Origin of the sequence: Bradyrhizobium hereditatis (genome assembly GCF_020329435.1) — a bacterium.
GTDB classification, from domain to species: Bacteria; Pseudomonadota; Alphaproteobacteria; order Rhizobiales; family Xanthobacteraceae; genus Bradyrhizobium; species Bradyrhizobium hereditatis.
In genome coordinates this window covers 70047-88104 of the sequence record NZ_JAGKJK010000009.1, presented here as the reverse complement: position 1 = coordinate 88104, position 18058 = coordinate 70047, and the positions used below count along the sequence as shown (strand labels likewise).

Annotated in this window: 14 protein-coding genes; 3 read left to right on the top strand and 11 right to left on the bottom strand. The window is 62.2% G+C overall.

Translation table 11 applies throughout. The features are described 5' to 3' along the window. Positions 1-78: 78 nt before the first annotated feature. Together J6524_RS21580 and J6524_RS21575 are read right to left on the bottom strand one after the other, a co-directional pair. Positions 79-1881, bottom strand: coding sequence for an AMP-binding protein (locus J6524_RS21580; protein ID WP_225674166.1), 1803 nt, complete (start codon positions 1879-1881; stop codon positions 79-81). Positions 1882-2067: 186 nt separating this feature from the next. Next, a complete protein-coding gene (locus J6524_RS21575; RefSeq protein ID WP_225674164.1) occupies positions 2068-3267 on the bottom strand; it encodes an ABC transporter substrate-binding protein in 1200 nt (399 codons plus the stop codon). Positions 3268-3764: 497 nt separating this feature from the next. Between J6524_RS21575 and J6524_RS21570 the strand changes: the two genes are divergently transcribed. Continuing rightward, positions 3765-4718: an alpha/beta fold hydrolase gene (locus J6524_RS21570; protein WP_225674162.1), complete on the top strand. Its 954-nt coding sequence runs from the start codon at positions 3765-3767 to the stop codon at positions 4716-4718. Between the two features lie 76 nt (positions 4719-4794). Next, positions 4795-4917, top strand: a complete 123-nt coding sequence (locus J6524_RS37415) for a hypothetical protein (protein ID WP_283843335.1) — start codon at positions 4795-4797, stop codon at positions 4915-4917. Positions 4918-5317: 400 nt separating this feature from the next. Here the strand turns inward: J6524_RS37415 and J6524_RS21565 are convergent, their stop codons facing one another. The 9 genes from J6524_RS21565 to J6524_RS21525 form a co-directional block, all read right to left on the bottom strand. Next, positions 5318-6124 carry an enoyl-CoA hydratase/isomerase family protein gene (locus J6524_RS21565; RefSeq protein ID WP_225674160.1) on the bottom strand — a complete coding sequence of 269 codons (807 nt, stop codon included), beginning with the start codon at positions 6122-6124 and terminating at the stop codon, positions 5318-5320. Between the two features lie 27 nt (positions 6125-6151). Beyond that, positions 6152-7696, bottom strand: a complete 1545-nt coding sequence (locus tag J6524_RS21560) for an AMP-binding protein (RefSeq protein WP_225674158.1) — start codon at positions 7694-7696, stop codon at positions 6152-6154. Next, positions 7689-8207, bottom strand: coding sequence for a (2Fe-2S)-binding protein (locus J6524_RS21555; RefSeq protein ID WP_225674156.1), 519 nt, complete (start codon positions 8205-8207; stop codon positions 7689-7691). The genes J6524_RS21560 and J6524_RS21555 overlap by 8 nt, the downstream gene beginning before the upstream one ends. After that, positions 8204-9019: an FAD binding domain-containing protein gene (locus J6524_RS21550; RefSeq protein WP_225674154.1), complete on the bottom strand. Its 816-nt coding sequence runs from the start codon at positions 9017-9019 to the stop codon at positions 8204-8206. The genes J6524_RS21555 and J6524_RS21550 overlap by 4 nt, the downstream gene beginning before the upstream one ends. Next, a complete protein-coding gene (locus J6524_RS21545; protein ID WP_225674152.1) occupies positions 9016-12021 on the bottom strand; it encodes a xanthine dehydrogenase family protein molybdopterin-binding subunit in 3006 nt (1001 codons plus the stop codon). The genes J6524_RS21550 and J6524_RS21545 overlap by 4 nt, the downstream gene beginning before the upstream one ends. 129 nt (positions 12022-12150) lie before the next feature. Continuing rightward, positions 12151-12993, bottom strand: coding sequence for a helix-turn-helix transcriptional regulator (locus tag J6524_RS21540; protein ID WP_225674150.1), 843 nt, complete (start codon positions 12991-12993; stop codon positions 12151-12153). A 31-nt stretch (positions 12994-13024) separates the two neighbouring features. Further along, a complete protein-coding gene (locus J6524_RS21535; protein ID WP_225674626.1) occupies positions 13025-14752 on the bottom strand; it encodes a thiamine pyrophosphate-binding protein in 1728 nt (575 codons plus the stop codon). Between the two features lie 61 nt (positions 14753-14813). Next, positions 14814-16238 (bottom strand): UbiD family decarboxylase, encoded by a 1425-nt coding sequence (locus J6524_RS21530; RefSeq protein ID WP_225674148.1) that lies wholly within the window; start codon positions 16236-16238, stop codon positions 14814-14816. A 33-nt stretch (positions 16239-16271) separates the two neighbouring features. Continuing rightward, positions 16272-16886, bottom strand: coding sequence for a UbiX family flavin prenyltransferase (locus J6524_RS21525; RefSeq protein WP_225674624.1), 615 nt, complete (start codon positions 16884-16886; stop codon positions 16272-16274). A gap of 166 nt (positions 16887-17052) precedes the next feature. On the opposite strand from J6524_RS21525, the gene J6524_RS21520 reads away from it, so the two are divergent. Beyond that, positions 17053-18024: a LysR family transcriptional regulator gene (locus J6524_RS21520; RefSeq protein ID WP_225674146.1), complete on the top strand. Its 972-nt coding sequence runs from the start codon at positions 17053-17055 to the stop codon at positions 18022-18024. Positions 18025-18058: the final 34 nt, after the last annotated feature.

The window sequence follows — 18058 nt, the reverse complement described above, 5'->3', positions numbered from 1 at the left end:
ATCAGCGCGAGCATACCGTAGGCACCAAATGGCGGACACGAGATGTCCGTCGACGGTCGCGGCCGGCTGAACCCGTCCTCAGACCTGGATCACCTCTCGACTTGCCTCATTGCAGTAGAGACGTTCGACCTGGTCAGCGCGATGTTTCAGCACAGCACGTTGATTGACGTAGGCCTTGTCAGTGATTTCTCCTGCCGCCAGTGACGGCGGGTCCTTCAGCAGCAAGAACGAACAGATTCTTTCGCTGCTTCCAACAGTTTCGTTGTATTCCTGAAAACGATCTTTCAGAAATTGAACCACGAGAGGGTCGCAGGTTAGATCCGCGGCTGGGGTCTTGGAAATCCGCGCCGCCTCGGTCGGATTCAACCAGCAGAGCAGCGCGCACGATTCACGGTTTTCTCCCGCAACGACAATGTCCAGCAATACGCCGCGCGTTGCCGCCAAAATCGCCGCGCGCATATTCCCGATCGAGACCCACGTGCCGTTCGCGAGTTTGAAGTTCTCTGAGATTCTGCCCGTAAAGCGCAGCCCAAGCTCCGGCTTCTGAGGGTCCAGAAACGAGACGGTATCGCCGATGCGATAGAAGCCTTCCTCATCAAAGGCCTGTTCCGTCAAATCCGGCCTTCCGAGATAACCGGGGGTAACGTTGGGTCCCTTGACCCTTGCCTCGTAGGTATCGGAGACGGGGATCAGTTTTAGCTGCAGGCCCGGCGCGGGAAGACCAATCTCGCCCGGCTGGTCCGTCGCCCAATGGGTTGTACTGATCGTCGGGGCCGTTTCGGTGGTGCCGTAGCCCGACATGACCGGGATTCGCCGACCGGTGATCGACGATGTCAGCCGATAGAGTTTTTCAAGCGTGCCCTGCGAGATTGCAGCCCCGGCATAGCTCAATCTGTCCATCCGCTTGAACACGCTGGCGCCAAGCTCGAGATCGTTCTCGATCGCATCACACAAGAGGTTATAGCCGGCAGGTACGTTGAACATGGCCGTCGGCGAAATCTCCCTGAGATTCGCGACCGTCTTGTGGAAGAGCTGAGGCAGCGGCCGACCATCGTCGATGTAGAGCGTCCCGCCATTTTTGAGAATGCTGTGAAGGATTACGTTACTGCCCATCGTATGGTGCCAAGGCAGCCACTCGACCTGCACCGGCGCGTCCGGAGGAGACACGAGCAGACTCCCCATTTGCAGGGAGCTCGCCATCATGCGGTGGGTGTTGAGCACGCCTTTGGGGAAACCGGTCGAACCGGATGTGAAGAGAATCTTTGCGACAGCGTCGCAAGAAACAGCGCGTGAAGCATCCGCGAATCCTGCACTTCCCGTTAGGGATGTCAGTACGCCGAAAGGCACGGTGTCCGGCGCCCCATCGACGCTGATCCAGGTTGCGGCTGCCAGTTCGGGAATCGAGCGCCCCGCGGAAAAGTCGCGCCCGCTCTGGACGAAAACGAAATTCGGGCGCAGCGCTTCCGCTATATCCTTGAGACGAGCCAGGCCGCCGGGCATCAGCGTGTAGTTAGGCGAGATCGGCGCCAGGATTATCCCTATCGACATCGCGGCAAACGAGATCACCGCGTTCTCGATGGAGTTTCCTGAAAGTATCGCCAGCTTGTCAGCCGGCTTTGCGCCCATATCGATCAGGCTTTGGCCGACCGCCTGAACCTGCAACCATGCTTCGCCATAGGTGATCTCGTCCCACCCCCCGTTCGCATTGCGCTGCGCGAGAAAAATTCTGTCGGGAACGGAATTTGCCCAGGTCGGGAGGAAGTCCGTGATGCGCCAGTCGCACTTCCCCAGCTCAACGGGCGAGCTCAAAATCAGTGTGCCGTCGGGTCGACGCTCTATGGAAAGCTCCCTCGGCGCAAATGTCAGTGCCTTCGTCGACATCGAAGATGATCTCCTGAATTATCGGGATGGGCCGATCGAGCACGCTACACGCGCTTAGCCTTGTGCCCATCGCTGCTGGGCCGCCTCCCTGGATAACGCGCTGTCAGTTGGTCTGTCGGGCCGGACCGGTCGGCAGTTTGCCCTGAACCTGCCAACCGCCGCACCTGTCGCTGCGCCGATGCAACCTCACTCGGACCTGGCGTCCAGCACTTCCCCGAAAGCTTGCCAGCTCGTGCCGGTCCATCGCTGCAACCGCATCTGCGTCCAGATCATGTTCTCGGCGTCGGTGGTGTTCACCTTGATGCCAGGCAGCGCAGTCGGAACGACGAAGTCCTTCAGGTTCTTGGCCTGCGCAAGAATATTCTTGCGAGACAGGTCGTTGCCGCACTGCTTTAGAATCTGCTCGAGCAGGATGCCTTGCTGATAGCCAGTCAGATAGCTGCCGTTGGTGATATCGGCACCCGGCAAATACTTATCAAAAAACACCCGGAAGGCCTGCATGCCCGGGTCATCTTTCCATGCCGAATCCAGAACATCCTTGTTGGTCGTGCCGACGATCACGCCGACCGATTTGTCGAGACCGGCGGGCGCCAGCGTGCCTCCGACAGAGCCGGATGGAAAATTGATGATCACGGTTGCCTTCCAGCCGATCACCGAGGCTTGCCGGATTGCCTGCGCGGCGAACTTCGGTGTGCCGGCAATCACGAGAGCGTCCGCACCGGAGCTCCTCAGATTGACGACCTGTGAATCAACCGTCGGTTCGGTCACCTCATAGGAAGCGCTCACGACCTTTCGGTCGAAATCTTTGCCGAGAAACGCCTTGAAGGCGTTGACGTAGTCTTTGCCGAGGTCGTCGTTCTGATAGAGGATGGCATACTTGGCGTTTGGCAGCGCCTTCGTCAGATACTTGGCGTAGATCTTTCCTTCGGTGTCGTAGCTGACAAGACCCGTCGTGGTGAGCGGGTAATTGGCGACGTCCGTGAACTTGGATGACCCGCTGATAATTGCGATGCTGGGCACTCCCTTCGAGCGCAGGTATTTTGCCGTAGCCGAGATGCCGGGAGTGCCGAGCTGGCCAAACATGAACGACACTTCGTCGCTCTCAACCAGTTTGCGGACGTGCTCCACCGCTTTGGGCGGACTGTATGCGTCGTCATATGCGATATAGTTGATCTTGCGACCGTTAATGCCGCCACGGTCGTTGACCGACTGTATGTAGGCCATAAGTCCCTTGCCCACGAGCCCGATCGATGAAGCCGGTCCGCTGAAGGGAAAAACGCCGCCGATCTTGATCTCCGTCGCTGAAATTCCGGGCTCTTCAGCCGCGAATGCCGGGCCGCTCAAAAATAAAGTCAGAGCCGCCACGGTCTTCCATTTCACCAACATTGCGTATCCTCCCAAACGCGCACCCTTCCGGGGTACGTCGCATGCTGCAATCCTACAGTTCTTTTTCAGAACTAGTCAAGCATTTAGATAAGCGTATGCCGGCCGACTAGCGACGGCCTCGCGGCGCGGCGGAAACTTACGAGTTCAACCATTCCACCGAATCTGTGCTTTGGTAGCCCCACCGGCGCATGACGGCCACGCGCGCTCGCACGCTGAATGTCAGGCGGAGAGTCATGGCATCGCCTCGCCCAGCTGACGCGCACATCCGTTCCAATTTCAAACCGATGTTGACGCATTCCCTATCGTCGATTAGCTTTACAAATTCGCGAGGCCCAAGAAATGCGCAAAGCCAGGGCACATAGTTTTCCAGGATCGATCGTGTCGTTTGTAGCAAAGCTGCGCCTTACCTTTCAAAGATGGCGGAGCGACTCGATGTTAAGCGCGTCTTGGCGGCGCGCGTGGGATCGCTGATGTAATCGGCAATGGAGAACAGTTCAGTGGATTTTGTCACTGTCCAGAACGGACCAATAGAACTTAATGTGGCATGCAGCGGCTCAGGCCCGCTGATCGTCTGCGTCCATGGCTTTCCCGAGCTCTGGTACTCTTGGCGGCACCAGATTGCGCATTTTGCGGCATTGGGTTTTCGGGTGGCCGCGCTCGACGTCCGCGGCTATGGACGGAGCTCGAAGCCGAGAGAAGTTGAGGCCTATACACTGCGCAATCTCGCCTCTGACGTCGTTGCCGTGATTGACCGTCTGGGCGGCGGCCCGGCTATTCTGTTCGGCCACGACTGGGGTGCGCCCATCGTCTGGCATACCGCACTGCTACACCCGGAGAATATCCGAGCGGTAGCTGGTCTGAGTGTTCCCTTCTTTCCGCGCGGAAAAGCGCCTTTCATCGAAGTGGCGCGATCCGCTTACAAAGGACGTTTCTTCTACCAGATTTATTTCCAGGAAGAGGGCGTCGCCGAGGCGGAACTTGAGCCAGACGTCGCGGCCGCCCTGCGCAAGATGTATTTCGCGTTGTCCGGGTCTGCATCCCTCAACAAGTGGCTTGAGCCGAAGCCGCCCGAGGCAAAGCTGCTAGACGGGCTCATCGATCCACAGCCTTTTCCAGGCTGGATGAGCGAGGCCGATCTCGGCGTTTATGTTGATGCGTTTCGTGCCGGCGGCTTTCGCGGCCCGCTCAACAGATACCGCGCCCAGACCATGGACTTCGTCGATCTGGCCGAATTGACCGGACGGAGCATTGCGCAGCCATCGGCCTTCATTGCCGGCGAGCGCGACCCAATACGCGCCTTCATCCCGGGCGCGGACCTTTACGCTACCCCCGGGATCGGCTGCACCGATTTCCGCGGCTCTACTATCATCTCGGATATCGGACATTGGGTGCAGCAGGAAGCGCCAAACAGAACCAACACGGCGCTCGAAGCGTTCGTTCGAGGGCTCTAACGCAAATGACGCCTGGCACGAGGATCGATCTTTTCACCGAGCGCAGACATTATCGGCCTCACATCTGATGTTCCCGTTGCGCCAGAAGCAGCCGGTTCTCCCAGAGCCGCTGGAGCGCACGGCGACCGTGATCGCATCGGGCATCGGCGGCTTTCCGGCAATCGTCGAGGTGGTTCGATCTGGCTTCAAGGACAAGTAGTACTGGGCGGTAACTCCCGAGTGCGTGGTTCAAAACTATCAGTAATAGGTTTGCGACGGATTGAACTAGAGGCCGCGGCGGGGCTCGTGCAGCCGCTCGCGACTATCCGCTATCATCGAGCGTACGAAATCTTACACAATCGTAGTCTGGCCAGGAAATCATGGCGCCGGGTAACGGGGGAACGCTACCGCCTCTCCCCATACCAACTAGGGCTACGGTAGCTTATCCAATCCTTCGCATGAGGCGGTTCAAGAGTCCCGCACCCATGTTACACCCTTACCGAGGCGCTAGCCGCAGCGCGGTATGGCCGCGCTGGCACCCTGTTCTTGTTGAGGCCAAGCTTGGGTCGCCCCGATGAGACCGGCCGCGGTGCGGTGTCGTTAATTCCGGTTCCCCGTGATCAGCGCCCAGCGAATTTCGGCGGACGCTTGGCGTTGAAAGCTTCGACGCCTTCCTTGAAGTCATCCGATTGGCGCAACCGGCTGTAGCAATGCCCCTCGAGCTCGATTGCGATCGCGAGCGTGGAATCCTCCGTATCGTTCAGGAGCTTCTTCGCGGTGCGCTGCGCCAGCGGCGAGAAGGTGCGCAGCTCGTCAACGAGTTGGTCTGTCGCCTTCTCCAGTTCGAAGTCCGGCACGCATTCGGTCGCAATCCCCCATTCCAGCGCCTGCTTTGCCGAAATGCGCTTTGATCGCATCACGATGTCCTTCGTGCGGGTAATGCCGACCATCTTCTGCAGCCGTGCGGATCCGCCCGATCCCGGGATTTGCCCAAGCTTCTGTTCCGGCAAGGCATATTGCGTGGTCTCTGACGCGATGCGGAAGTCGCAGGCGAGCGACAGCTCGAAACCGACACCGAAGCAATAGCCGCGATTGGCTACGATCACCGGCTTGGCGCAACGCGCGGGCGCCGCGATGTTCCAGGCCAGTTTCGACACATGCTCGGGGCTCGCTTCCATGAAGCCGCCGATATTACCGCCGCTGGAGAAATGTTCGCCTTCGGCCCGCAGCACGATGACACGGACACGCGGATCTTCGTCGAGCGTTTCAAAGGTCAGCCGCAGCTGGTCGCGCTGCGGCATCGAGACGACGTTATAGGGCGGTCGGCCAAGAATGATATCGGCCCGTTCGCGCTGCTCATCGAGCTCGACCTTGAATCCGTCGAGCTTGTTCAGGCGAGGATCGGCAAAGATGTAGGATGACGGCATTTCTTGCTTCCTTCTGTTTGTAAGCGATCAGGCCGCGTCCGGTGGCGGCCGGCGCTCGGCGTCATACTCTCCGGCGACGAGCAGGCGCCGCAGCAGCTTGCCGACCGGCGATTTCGGGATGGCATCGACGAAGACGTAACGCCGCGGGCGCTTGAAGTTGGTAAGGCCCGAGGTGCGGCAGAACTGCTCGAGCTCCGCCTCCGACACCGGCCGATTGCGCTTGACAAAGGCTGCGACGACCTTGCCCCATTTCTCGTCGGCAAGACCGACCACCGCCACTTCGGAAACCGCGGGATGCAGCGACAAGCAGCTCTCGATCTCCACCGGCGAAACATTCTCGCCGCCGGTGATGATCATGTCGTCGACGCGGCCGGTGACGAAGAGATCGCCCTCGGCATCGATAAAGCCAGTGTCGCCGGTAAAGTACCAGCCCTCGCGCAACGCCTTGGCATCAGCTTCGGGCCGCCGCCAATAGCCTTCGAACGCTTCATCGCCGGCGAGCAAGGCGATGATCTCGCCTTCCTCTCCCGGTGCGGCCAGCTCGTCCACCGAGCGGGAGTTGATGCGGACTACCCTGATGTGCTGGTTGATGCCGGCCTTGCCGGCTGAGCCGGGCTTGATCGGCGCATTCTGGTCGATCGTGAAGGTGTAGATCTCGGAGCTGCCGTAATGATTGACGAACAGCTCAGGCTTGAACACGTCGGCCAGCTTCTTGAGCAGTCCATCCGTCATCGAGGCGCCGGCAAAGCCGAGCTTTCGAACGCTTGATATGTCGGTGACAGCAAACGCGTCGTGGTGAACGAGATCATGATAGAGCGTCGGCACCAGATAGAGATTGCTGACCCTTTCACGGTCGATCAACGCAAGCGCCTCGCGGGCGTCGTAGCGCGGCAGGCAGATGAAGGCGCCGCCGATCAGGGACATGGCGAGCAGGGAGCGGACGCCCATGGTGTGATAGAGCGGCATCACGCCAAGCGTGCGCTCGCCCCGGCCATAGAGGTTCTGCGCCACATGCGCGACGGCCGCTGCCCGCTCGGCGCGGTGACGGCGCGGCACACCTTTTGGCCGAGATGTCGTGCCCGAGGTGTAGAGCATGATCGACCAGGCATCGGCACCGACTCGCGGCAGGGCATCGGAAGCGGTGCCACCCACCATCTCCGCGAAGGCCGGGTCGCCGTCGACCTTCATGCCGACCGCAACGCGCTGCAGGCTGGCCGCGCGTGTGGAATTTCTGACGGCCTCGGCGGAGACATCCTGATAGAACACGGCGCGCGCCTCGGCATTTTCGATGCAGAAATCGAGCTCGTCGGCCTTGGCGCGCCAGTTGATGGGAGTGAGGACGAGGCCTGCCAATTGACAGGCCCAATGCAGCGTCGCCGCCTCCCAGCGGTTCTGCAGCACAGTGACGACATGGTCGCCGGGCCTCAGCGCGATTTGGTCGAAGGATGCCACGAGCGTCGAAATCTTGCGGTACCACTGGCGATAAGTGAGGCGGACATCGCCATCGACCAGCGCAAGCGCATCCGGATCTCGCGCGACGCTTGCAACAAAGCTGCTGCCAAGATCAAGCATCTGACTTCTCTTCCGTGGTGCTGGCAAAGTCGGCGGCCGCTTCGAGCGCCGCCTTTATGATCGGGGTGTATCCGGTGCAGCGGCAGAGATGGCCGCTGAGGAGATCGCGAATATCGGCTTCGCGCGGCGAGGGATTGCGGCGCAGATAGTGATCGAGCGACATCAGGATGCCGGCCGTGCAGAACCCGCATTGCAGAGCGTGGTTGCGGCGGAATGCCTGCTGCAGGATGCCAAGCCGGTCGGCTGAGGGGGCGAGGCCCTCGACGGTTTGAACCTCGCAGCCATCGACCTGCGCTGCCAGGGTGAGGCAAGAGCGCGTGAGCATGCCATCGACGATGACCGTGCAGGCGCCGCAAACGCCGTGCTCGCAGCCAACATGGGTTCCCGTCGCGCCGATCCGATGGCGCAGGAAGTCGGAAAGCAGCATGCGCGGCTCAGCCTCGGCCTCAACTGGTTTGCCGTTCAGGTGAAAGCGGACTGGATGATGGCCATGGGCGGCAAGACGCGTCATTGCAGCACCTCGCCGATCAGGTCGCGCCCAATAATCCGCACCAGATCGCGCCGATATCGCGCAGTCGCGTGCACGTCGTCGCGCGCGTCAAGTTCGTAAGCAAAGCCGTTCAACGCATCGTCAAGCGCGGTGCCATCCAGGCATGGCCAGTCCCGCGCCATCGGTACATCTGCGACGCCACCCACGGCAAAGCGGACGCCGTTCGGCGTCGCCACGGCCGCACAGGCCACGATGGCGAAATCGCCGTGGCGGCGGGCGACCTCGCGGAAGGCGCATCCGCCGCCGCGATGACCGGGAAACGACACGGCCTCGATCAACTCGTCTTCGGCGCGATCGGTAGCCATCATACCGACAAAGAAATCGCGAGCTGGGACGCGGCGACGCTGTCGTTTGCTGCGCAGATGCACCTCGCCGCCGAGCGCAATGAGCGCGAGCGGCATCTCGGCGCTGGGGTCCGCATGCGCCAGCGAGCCGCAGATGGTGCCGCGGCTGCGCGTCTGGACGTGGCCGATCCAGGGTAGCGCCAGCGCAAGCAGTGGCAGCGTCCGTGTCAGTTCCGGCCAAGCGAGCAATGTGGCCTGGCGCACGCCCGCGCCGATCGTCACGACGCCCGCCCGCTCCTCGACGCGGTTGAGCTCCTTTAGCCGCATGATGTCGATCAGGACCTTTGGCCGGGCCAGGCGCATGTTGAGCATCGCCATCAGCGACTGGCCGCCGGCCAGCACGCGAGCATTGCCGCCCTCGTTCGAAAGTCCTTCCAGAACTTCGTCGAGGGACTCGGCCCTGACATAGTCGAAGGCGGCGGGCTTCATCGTCGTCCTCCAAACAGGCTTGCGAGCCTGCCGAGCAGCGCAACGAGGGAGAAGCCGCTGGCGGACGCTCCACCGCCGGCCTTGCGCGCAAGTGCCGCGAAAAACTGTCCGATGATCACGCGCGTGGCGCCGTCGAGCAGGCGGCCCCCGATGCTGGCGACCTTGCCGCCGATCGATGCGTCATAGCTGTAGCGCAGCCTCGTGCCGCCCTTGCCGTCGGGCTCGAGCGTGATCCGCCCCTCAGCGTCTCCGAAGCCGAGCGCACCCTCGGCCTTGCCGCGCAACCGGACGGCATTGGGCGGGTCGAGATCGAACAACTCGACATCGGCGCGATAGCGTCCTGTCACCGGACCGATGCCCAGCGTCACGTCGGCGCGGAAGTGCGTGTCGGAGACCTTCTCGATGCGCTGGCATCCGGGAATTACGGCCTGCAATGTCCTGGCATCGAGCAACATCGTCCACACCTGCTCCGGCGCAGCTTTGACCGCAGCGCTGCCTTCTCCGCGCAGCCGGCGGTCTGCCTCCCGAGCGGCGGCTGCCCTCGTTTGTCCTGCCGCCGGCAACGGTTCCGGCCCGCGCGCCAGGTCGGCGAGCTTCGCCGGCACCAGTGGCAATGTGACGTCGGCCAGTCGCAGCGCATCGGCCACGGCGTTAGCGATGCACACAGGCGTCGACATGCAATTGCCTTCGCCGACGCCTTTTGCCCCCAGCGGGGTAAGCGGCGACGGCGTCTCCATGTGAATGATCTGCGGATCCGGAACTTCGGTCGTGGTCGGCAACAGATAGTCGGCAAACGTTCCGGTCAGAAAGCTGCCGTCGGCGGCATAGGCGTATTCTTCATAGAGTGCCGCCCCCAGCGCCTGGGCAAAGCCACCGCGGATCTGCCCGTTCACCATGGCCGGATGCAGGATGGTGCCGCAATCGTGCATGGTCACGTAGCGATCGATCCGTGTTTCAAACGTCGTGCGATCAATCTCGACGCCGCAGAAATCGAAGATGAAGCCGTGGCAGAGAGAGGAGTTCATCCGATCGTCATCATCCGGTGCGGTCAGCTCCGGCGGGCTCCAGAACACGGTCTCGCGGATGGTCTGGTCAGCATCGTCACGCAATGAGCCCGGCGACCAATGGCTGAGCGCCGCAACTCTGGAAAAGGCAAGGCGGTTCTCTGGATTGTGCTTCGAACCCACGAAGCCGGCCGCGAATACGATATCCGCCGGCTCTACGTTCAGCTGACTGGCGGCGACGCGCGCGAGACGGGCAGCGATGCGTTCGGCCGCCAATTTGGCGGTGCCGGCCACGGCTGCCGCAAACCGGCTCGCATAGTTTCCAGAGGCGATCGACCATGCATCCTTGGCGGTATCGATTTCTGTGTTGACGCGAATATCCTGCGGCTTGAGGCCGAACACATCGGCGACCACCTGGGACAGCACCGTGCGATGCCCCTGCCCTTGCGGCACCGAAGCGACGTGAACCGTCACGCTACCGAGTGGGTCGAGCGCAATGGTGGCGGTCGCCTGGGCGCCGTTCTTCGGGCCCGCCTTGCGCCGCTCGGCAGCCGTGAGAACGGTGGTGATGTAGCCCATGTTGGAGACGCTGGGCTCGACGACTGCGGTGAAACCGATGCCGTAGAGGCGGCCTTGCGCACGCGCCTCGTCGCGTCGCGCCATCAGTTCGGCCAATCTTCCTTGCTCGACGGCTCTGGCGACGGCTTCCTGGTAGTTGCCGGAATCGAGCAACGCGCCGGTGGCCGTGCGATAGGGAAAGGCATTCGCGGGAACGAGATTGCGCTTGATGACGTCGAGCGGATCAAGGCGCAACCCGATCGCGATCCGCTGCACCAGCCGCTCCAGCGCGAAGTAGACTTGCGGTCCGCCAAACCCGCGGTTCAGCCCAGTCGGCGTCTTGTTGGTGACCACGACGCGATTGCGCACCTTCACATGGCGGATATCATAGGCGCCGGTAAGGTTGCCGTGCATGCGGTAGAGGGTTGCTGGCTCGGGTGCGCGCAGGTGGGCGCCGCAATCCTCGACCTGGTCCCAATCGAGAGCGAGGATTCTGCCGTCGGCGGCGACAGCAGCCGAAAGCGTGGTGGCGCGGTTGGTGGCCGAGACCGAAGCAGTGAGGTGCTCGAGCCGGTCCTCGATCCATTTCACGGGACGTCCGACAGCGCGCGAAGCCGCGCCGATCAACACAATGTAGGGAAATACGCCCTGCTTCACGCCAAAGCTGCCGCCGGAATCGGGCGGGGTGCGCAGCCGCAGCCGGTTGCCTGGCACTTTCAGGGCGCGTGAGATCACCGTGTGGATACTGAACGGTCCCTGGAAATTGGCGAGGATGTCGAAGGCGTCCTCTGCCGCATCGTGAGTAGCAATCACGCCATAGGTTTCGATGGGCGTGCAGGAATTGCGCGGATAGCGGATATCGATCGAGAAGCGATGCGGCGCTTGCGCAAACGCCTGGTCCGGATCGCCATAGGAGAAGCTACGATCGCTTGCGAGGTTGCTGGGAAAGCCATCGTGTAGAACCGGCGCATCGGCCGCAAGCGCCGCCAGCGGATCGACCACGGCCATGCACGGCCGGTACTCGACATCGATCAGTTCGACGGCATCTTCGGCCCGAGCACGATCGCTCGCGACAACCACCGCGACGGGCTCGCCGACATAGCGAACGCGTTTCGTCGCGATTGGCCAGCATTCCACCGGCGCCTTTACGCCGACCACGAGGCTTGAGGTCAGCGCCTCGATCTGCTTGCCGGTGAGAACGGCCGCAACGCCCGGGGCGCGACGTGCCGCCTCCGCGTCAATCGAAATGATGTCGGCGTGAGCGTGGGGTGATCGAAGGATCGCAGCATGCAGCGTGCCCGGCGGCGTGCCGATATCGTCGATGAAACGGCCGCGGCCAGTCAGGAGTGCCGCATCCTCGACGCGCTCGATCGAACGGCCGACCCACGGCCGGCCTTCCATGTCGACAGATGATGCCGGTCGAGCCGCCACCTGCGCCATTTACGACATTCCTCCCGATTGCGCTCTGCGACGCCACGCGGATCAGATGTAAGAACGCCAGCCAGAGGAGCCATACCGTCCGCTCTCACCACTTACCAAATCGTCTCATTTGGAGGTGCGCGCGGAAGATCAGCTCGCAAGGCGCGAGACGTTGCGGAACTCGCGCGGACTCACGCCGGCGTGATCGCGAAAGAAGCGCGTGAAATGCGCAGGCTCCGGGAAGCCGAAACGCTCGCTGATCTCGCCAAAGGGCATATCCTGATGCATGACCGCATCGAGCACCCGCTCCATGCGCACCACATTCAGGTAGATCTTGGGCGATATGCCAAGCGAGGACTCGAACAGACGAAAAAACTGCGCACGCGACAAGCCCGCACTCTTCGCAAACTGGTCAACGTTAGCGCATGAGCCTTCCCTGGCGCGCATCGCTTCCGTAACGCGCCTGATCCGCCAGTCGCAGCTCTTCGCATTCATGCCGCGGATCGAAGCCGGAAAGCGGCGCCATGCCGTGAAACGCTCGATCACCGCGATCATCAGATCCGAGAGCGCCTGTTCATGGGTGCGGGTGCAGTCCGGGTGCTCTACCATTTCGGCGGCCAGCCGGAGCGTGAGCTGACGAATCCGCGGCGAGACCTCTCCGGAAGGTTGGTCGAAAAAGCCGGGCGCGCCGCTGGCGGCCCAGCCGGAACGAAATTCCTTCAGCCAATGCGGCTCGACATAGAGCGCGAGAATGAGAGTCCTCGGCCGCGCCGGATCATGCACATAGGCATGCGGCGTCCAGGCATCGACCAGGACAGCATTGGTATCGGTGAGTGGATAGGCTCTGTCCCCCACCATGAATTGCGTATCGGCGCCTTCGACCTTCAGGAGGACGTGGCACTGCGGATGCGCGTGGCGCACCAGCGAGCGATCCATATCCAGGAGCGCAACCCTACCGAAGGTGCCGTGAGCGATGCGCAGAGCTGTCGACATACTGGTCCTCCCTTCACAAGCTGCTTCGTTTTCATGGTGCGAATCGTACCGCGTGCCGCGACGCCAGCGCATGCTGACGCAATTGGGTCAGCGTGGCAGAAGGTGTGATGGCCTCCGGATCGATCTTCAGTTCGAGGAGGGCCGGCTTGCGCCGCTCGTCTGCATAGGTCTTTGCCCGCGCGAAGGCGGCGGCAAAACCTTCAATTTCGAGAACCTGTTCGCCATAGCACCCGAACGAGCGGGCCAGCGCGACAAAATCCGGATTCTCGAGCGCTGTCGCATGAACGCGCCCCGGATATTCCTTTTCCTGGTGCATGCGAATCGAGCCGTACATGCCGTTGTTGACGACAATGACAATCACGCCAAGCCCGTACTGCGATGCGGTCGCAAGCTCGTTGGCGCTCATCAGGAAGCAGCCATCGCCGGCAAAGCAGACTGCCGTGCGGTCAGGATGAACCAGCTTGGCCGCGATCGCCGCAGGCAGGCCATAGCCCATCGCGCCGGATGTCGGTGCAAGCTGCGTCCTGAAACCGCCATAGCGATGGAACTTGTGCACCCAGATCGCGTAGTTGCCCGCCCCGTTCGAGATGATGGCATCGTCCGGCAGGGCTTCGCGCAAGTGAAGCATCACCGCGCCGAGATCGACCGGGCCTGGCATCGATCCGGGTATCTGATCGGCGATGAACTCCTCGCGCGCCGCTGCGAGCCATGCCTTCCGCCGCGCCTCCGTCCCCGCTTCGTATCGCTCCGAAGACCGGAGCCCGGCGAGCGCCGCGGCCATCTCGGACATACCGGCGTTGATCGACAGATCGGCCTGATAGATGCGTCCAAGCTCGTTCGGGTCGGCATGTATGTGCACGAGGCGCTGAGCCGGCCGAGGAATTTCAAACAACGTGTAGCCCGAAGTCGTGGTCTCACCCAGGCGTCCGCCCAAGGCGATGATCAGGTCGGCGCCGCGAATGCGTTCGATCAACTTTGGGCTTGGGCCCAGGCCCGCGTGGCCGACATAGTGCGAATGCCGATTGTCGAGAATGTCCTGTCGCCGGAAGCCGGCGACAACCGGCAGGCTGAATGTCTCCACGAAGCCCTTGAGATCCGCGCAGGCTCGGGCATTCCATCCGCCGCCACCGACGATCACCAGCGGCCGCTCGGCGCCGTCGATCATCTCGACCAAGCGCGACAACTGAGCGGGACCGGGATGGCCCGCAACCCGCACGTAAGAAGCAGCATTCGCGACCGCGGCTTGCTCCGTCAGCATGTCCTCAGGCAGCGAGACTACGACCGGCCCCGGGCGCCCGGACACCGCAACATGGAAGGCGCGGCTGACCAGCTCGGGAATGCGCTCGGCACGATCGATCTCGACCACCCATTTGGCCATGCCGCCGAACATCCGGCGGAAGTCGACCTCCTGCCAGGCTTCACGCCGCAGCATGCCGCGGGCGACCTGACCGATGAACAGGATCATCGGGGTCGAATCCTGCGAGGCCGTGTGAACGCCGATGGCGGCATGGCTTGCGCCTGGCCCCCGCGTGACAAAGCAGATTCCGGGATGCCCGGTCAGCTTGCCATACGCTTCGGCCATGTGCGCCGCGCCCGCCTCATGCCGGGTCACGATCGTGCGGATCGTCTCGCCCGCGCCGGCAAGCGCATCGATCACGGCCAGGAAGCTTTCACCCGGCAGGCAGAATACCGTATCCACGCCGTTGATCTTCAGCGTATCGACGAGAATTTCGCCGCCACTGCGCTGGCTTGAAGTCATCAACATCGACAGCTCTTCGGCTCATGATACATGGTTGGTCGAACAGGCCGGCCTTGATTCCCTAAAGCCGATCTTGGGCAAGAACACGCGAAAGCGCCGAATCCGGATTCTTCTGCAGGGCATAAGCGAGATCGACCTGCTCCTCGCCCTTGACGTGAATGCGCTTGAAATCGAGCTCCGGCGCGTCGACCGGCACGGTCGCATCGAGACCCATCTTGGCGCTGATGCCGTCCCGAGTGGTCGGATCGAGCTTGGAGCCGAGCGCGCCGGAAACGACCAACAAATCGCGATCGGCCTGGAAGCGCGTCGCTATCGCCCACTCGATTTCCTCGGAGTCGTCGATATTGACATCCTTGTCGACGACAACGACCTGCTTGATGTCGTAGTGCGCGCCGAAGGCGCACATGATGATGTTCTTCGGCTCGCCGTCGGACGTCTTGTTGATCTTGATCGCAAGATGGTAGCGGCAGGTACCGCCACGCGGCAGACGCACGTCGAGCACGTTTGGAAAACTTCGCCGCAAATGCTGCAGTAATGTCGCCTCACGCGGCACGGCGCCGAGGATGAGGTGCTCATAGCCACCGCCGACAATCGTGTGGTAGATCGGCCGGGCACGGTGAGTGACGGCGTCCACCTCTATAACCTCCCGGTTTGCGCGCGGCCCGTAGTATTGGGGAAACTCACCGAACGGCCCTTCCGGCTCACGCACGCGCGGGAGAATTCGCCCTTCGATCACGATCTCCGCCTGAGCCGGCACGCGGACGGAATTGGTCTTGCACTTCACGACGTCGATAGGTTGACCCAGCAGTGCGCCGGCTATCCCCATCTCGTCTTCATCGAGCGCAGCAATCGCCTGCGACGCCAGAAGCAATGCCGGATGGACTCCAATAACGATCGCGATCTCGAGCGCCTCGCCCGCCTCCTCGGCCATGCGGAAATAGGAAAGCGTGTGCCTGGGTAGCAATAGAACGCCGATCCGGTTCGGACCGCTGATCTGGCAGCGATGGATCGATACGTTCTGAATGCCGTTGCGCGGATTGCGCGCGATCAGCAGACCTGCCGTGATATAGGGCCCGCTGTCGCGCTCGTTGTGCTTCGGGATTGGTAGCTGCCTGAGAAGGTCGACCTCGTTGTGGACGATTTCCTGAACCGGCCCGCTGCTAACTTCGCGGCTCGGCAGCGGCTCGCGCGCCGCAGCGAGGAAGCGCGCCAGCAACTGCTCCGCGCCAACACCGATGGATTCGGCGACCCAGTCCCGGGCCGCGAAAAGATTGGCGACCACCGGAATGTCGTGTCCGCCCGGCTTTGGAAATAGCACCGCGCGATCGCGCTCCAGCCGCTTCGAAACGGCAGCAAGTTCGTCGGCGAGCTCCACGCCCTCGCGGGCGACCGCGAGCCTGCCCCGCTCGGCAAGATGGGCGAGCCAGGCGCGCAAATCCTTTGGCGCGTCCGCAGCAGCGGGTCTGGCCAGGTTTTCGGTCCGCATGATGTGCTCCTGTCGGTGGTCTTCGGCAGGCATTCAGGGAGCAATTTTTCGCAGTGATCGACGTTTCAGCGCCTCGTCTTCGCCCCAGCGGCGCACCACGCCGATATCGATATCGAACAGGTCGAGCACGCGTCCGACCGTGTGCTCGACCATGTCGTCCAGACTGTCGGGCTTGGCGTAGAACGCTGGCACTGGCGGCGCGATGATCGCCCCGATCTCGGAGAGTGCGGCCATCGTGCGCAGGTGCCCCGTATGCAGCGGCGTCTCGCGCACCATCAACACGAGCCGGCGTCGCTCCTTGAGGATCACGTCGGCGGCCCGCGTCAGCAGGGTGGTCGTGACGCCGGATGCAATTTCCGACATTGACCGCATTGAGCAGGGAGCGACGACCATGCCTGCCGTACGAAACGAACCGCTGGAGATCGAGGCGGCCATGTCGTCGATGGCATGGTTGAAATTGGCAAGCGCCCTCACCTCCGAGATCTTCAGGTCGGTCTCGTAGGCAAAGGTCTGCTCAGCCGTCTTCGACATCACAAGATGCGTCTCGACGCCGGCATTACGGAGCAATTGCAGCAGGCGGACGCCATAGACGACGCCGGAAGCTCCGGAAATACCGATAATCAGCCGTGAGGGCGTCCGATCCTGCATGACGGTTCGCGTTCCGCTCCCTGTGTCGCGGCGCAACAGACGGTCGAACGTCATGCGCCGTTTGAAGGGACAGTAGGGGGAAGCCAGGATCAGAACAAATAATGATTGATGATGAACTCGATCATCTGAAATGATGGCCGTCTAGCATGACAGGGAGGGGACGGCTATGGAATTCAGGCAGATGCAATACTTCCTTTGCCTGGCGGAAGAGAGGAACGTGACCCGCGCGGCGCGCCAGCTCAACATCGTGCAGCCGGCACTCAGCATGCAGATCGCCAAGCTCGAGGCCGAGCTCGGCCAAAAGCTGTTCGAACGAAGCAACAACGGCATGACGCTGACGACCGCCGGCGAAGCATTCTCCCGGCTCGTGTCTCCGATCGTGCGCGACGTCGAATATGCCAAGCAAGAAATGGCGCGGCTCAACGGCCGGATCTCGGGGCGGGTTTCAGTCGGGCTGATCACGTCGGTGGCGCAAAGCACGATGGCGAGTTCGTCGGCAACCGTTGCGCAACTCTATCCGGAGATCACGCTCTCGGCCTGCGAGGGCTACACGGAAACGCTGACGGACTGGGTCAATTCCGGGCAACTGGACTTTGCGCTGATCAACGTGCCACGCCGGCGCGTTTCGCTCGCCGCGCACCATGTGATGGACGAGGAAATGGTATTCGCCTGCCGAAAGGATTCGCCCATCAAGCCGCCGACGAACCTGCGCTTCGGGAATCTGCCCGAGTTCGACCTGGTCATGCCATCGAGACGGCACGGCCTGCGCATAATCCTGGAGGAGCACGCGGCCACGGCCGGCATCGAATTGAAGCCGAGACTGGAGCTCGACACTCTGCCCGCGGTCTGCGATGTGATCGCCACAACGAATCTGGTGACCGTGCTGCCCACGATTGCACTTCAACAGTCGCTAGCCGACGGCAGGGTGAGAGCGCACCGCTTTGTCGAACCGCGTATCGTCAGATCGATCGCCTGGGTTCATCATCCGCGCCGAATGGTGTCCCCGGCCGCCAGAGCCGTGCTGGATATCATTCGCCGCGACCTGCTCGAGGCAGCGAGATCGGCAAGCAACTACGTGCAGCCGCATTCCGGCGGCGCCGGGAGGCGCCACGCTACCCGACGCGCCAGGTCGCGATAGCAGCATCGCTGGCAATCATCTGAAATGATCGCAG

Coding starts and splice junctions, on each gene's coding strand:
- J6524_RS21535 (WP_225674626.1), bottom strand. CDS start 14,752: ATGACTTCAAGCCAGCGCAGTGGCGGCGAAATTCTCGTCGATACGCTG.
- J6524_RS21565 (WP_225674160.1), bottom strand. CDS start 6,124: ATGCCGTCATCCTACATCTTTGCCGATCCTCGCCTGAACAAGCTCGAC.
- J6524_RS21520 (WP_225674146.1), top strand. CDS start 17,053: ATGGAATTCAGGCAGATGCAATACTTCCTTTGCCTGGCGGAAGAGAGG.
- J6524_RS21575 (WP_225674164.1), bottom strand. CDS start 3,267: ATGTTGGTGAAATGGAAGACCGTGGCGGCTCTGACTTTATTTTTGAGC.
- J6524_RS21545 (WP_225674152.1), bottom strand. CDS start 12,021: ATGGCGCAGGTGGCGGCTCGACCGGCATCATCTGTCGACATGGAAGGC.
- J6524_RS21525 (WP_225674624.1), bottom strand. CDS start 16,886: ATGCAGGATCGGACGCCCTCACGGCTGATTATCGGTATTTCCGGAGCT.
- J6524_RS21560 (WP_225674158.1), bottom strand. CDS start 7,696: ATGCTTGATCTTGGCAGCAGCTTTGTTGCAAGCGTCGCGCGAGATCCG.
- J6524_RS21540 (WP_225674150.1), bottom strand. CDS start 12,993: ATGTCGACAGCTCTGCGCATCGCTCACGGCACCTTCGGTAGGGTTGCG.
- J6524_RS21530 (WP_225674148.1), bottom strand. CDS start 16,238: ATGCGGACCGAAAACCTGGCCAGACCCGCTGCTGCGGACGCGCCAAAG.
- J6524_RS21550 (WP_225674154.1), bottom strand. CDS start 9,019: ATGAAGCCCGCCGCCTTCGACTATGTCAGGGCCGAGTCCCTCGACGAA.
- J6524_RS21580 (WP_225674166.1), bottom strand. CDS start 1,881: ATGTCGACGAAGGCACTGACATTTGCGCCGAGGGAGCTTTCCATAGAG.
- J6524_RS21555 (WP_225674156.1), bottom strand. CDS start 8,207: ATGACGCGTCTTGCCGCCCATGGCCATCATCCAGTCCGCTTTCACCTG.